Genomic DNA, 505 nt, shown 5'->3' on the forward strand with positions numbered 1-505 from the left:
GTCGACCTGGACGCGGTGCCGCTGGACTTCGAACTGCCGGTCGACCACACGCCGCCAACCGACCTGCACATCCGCTCGGTGGACCTGCCGTCGCTGGAGCTGGAGTCGCGCCTGGCGCACAAGATCGACGCGGTGCTGGCGTTCGCGAAGATCAATTCGATCGACAAGCACATCGTGGTGAGCCCGCGCGCGTCGCTGGGCATCGTGACCGTGGGCAAGGCGCATTACGACTTCATGGAAGTGCTGCGCCGCCTGGACCTGGACCCGAACGCGCTGGCCGCGGCGGCGTGCGCGTCTACAAGGTCGGCCTGGTCTATCCGCTGGAGCCGACGCGCATCCGCGAGTTCGCGCAGGGCCTGACCGACATGCTGGTGATCGAGGAGAAGGCGCCGGTCGTCGAGCGCCAGATCAAGGAGCTGCTCTATCACCTGCCCGACGCGCAGCGTCCGCGCGTGGTCGGCAAGTCCGATGAACACGGGGCGGCGGTGCTGAGCGCGCTCGGCGA

At 68.3% G+C, this 505-nt stretch carries 1 protein-coding gene; it reads left to right on the plus strand.

Annotation, left to right across the window (positions count from 1 at the left end; translation table 11 throughout):
- Nucleotides 1–360, plus strand: a 360-nt coding sequence (locus tag FUT87_RS29435) for a hypothetical protein (protein WP_186830760.1), incomplete at its 5' end; no start/stop codon positions are given.
- Nucleotides 361–505: the final 145 nt, after the last annotated feature.

It is taken from the genome of Mitsuaria sp. TWR114 (genome assembly GCF_007997345.1).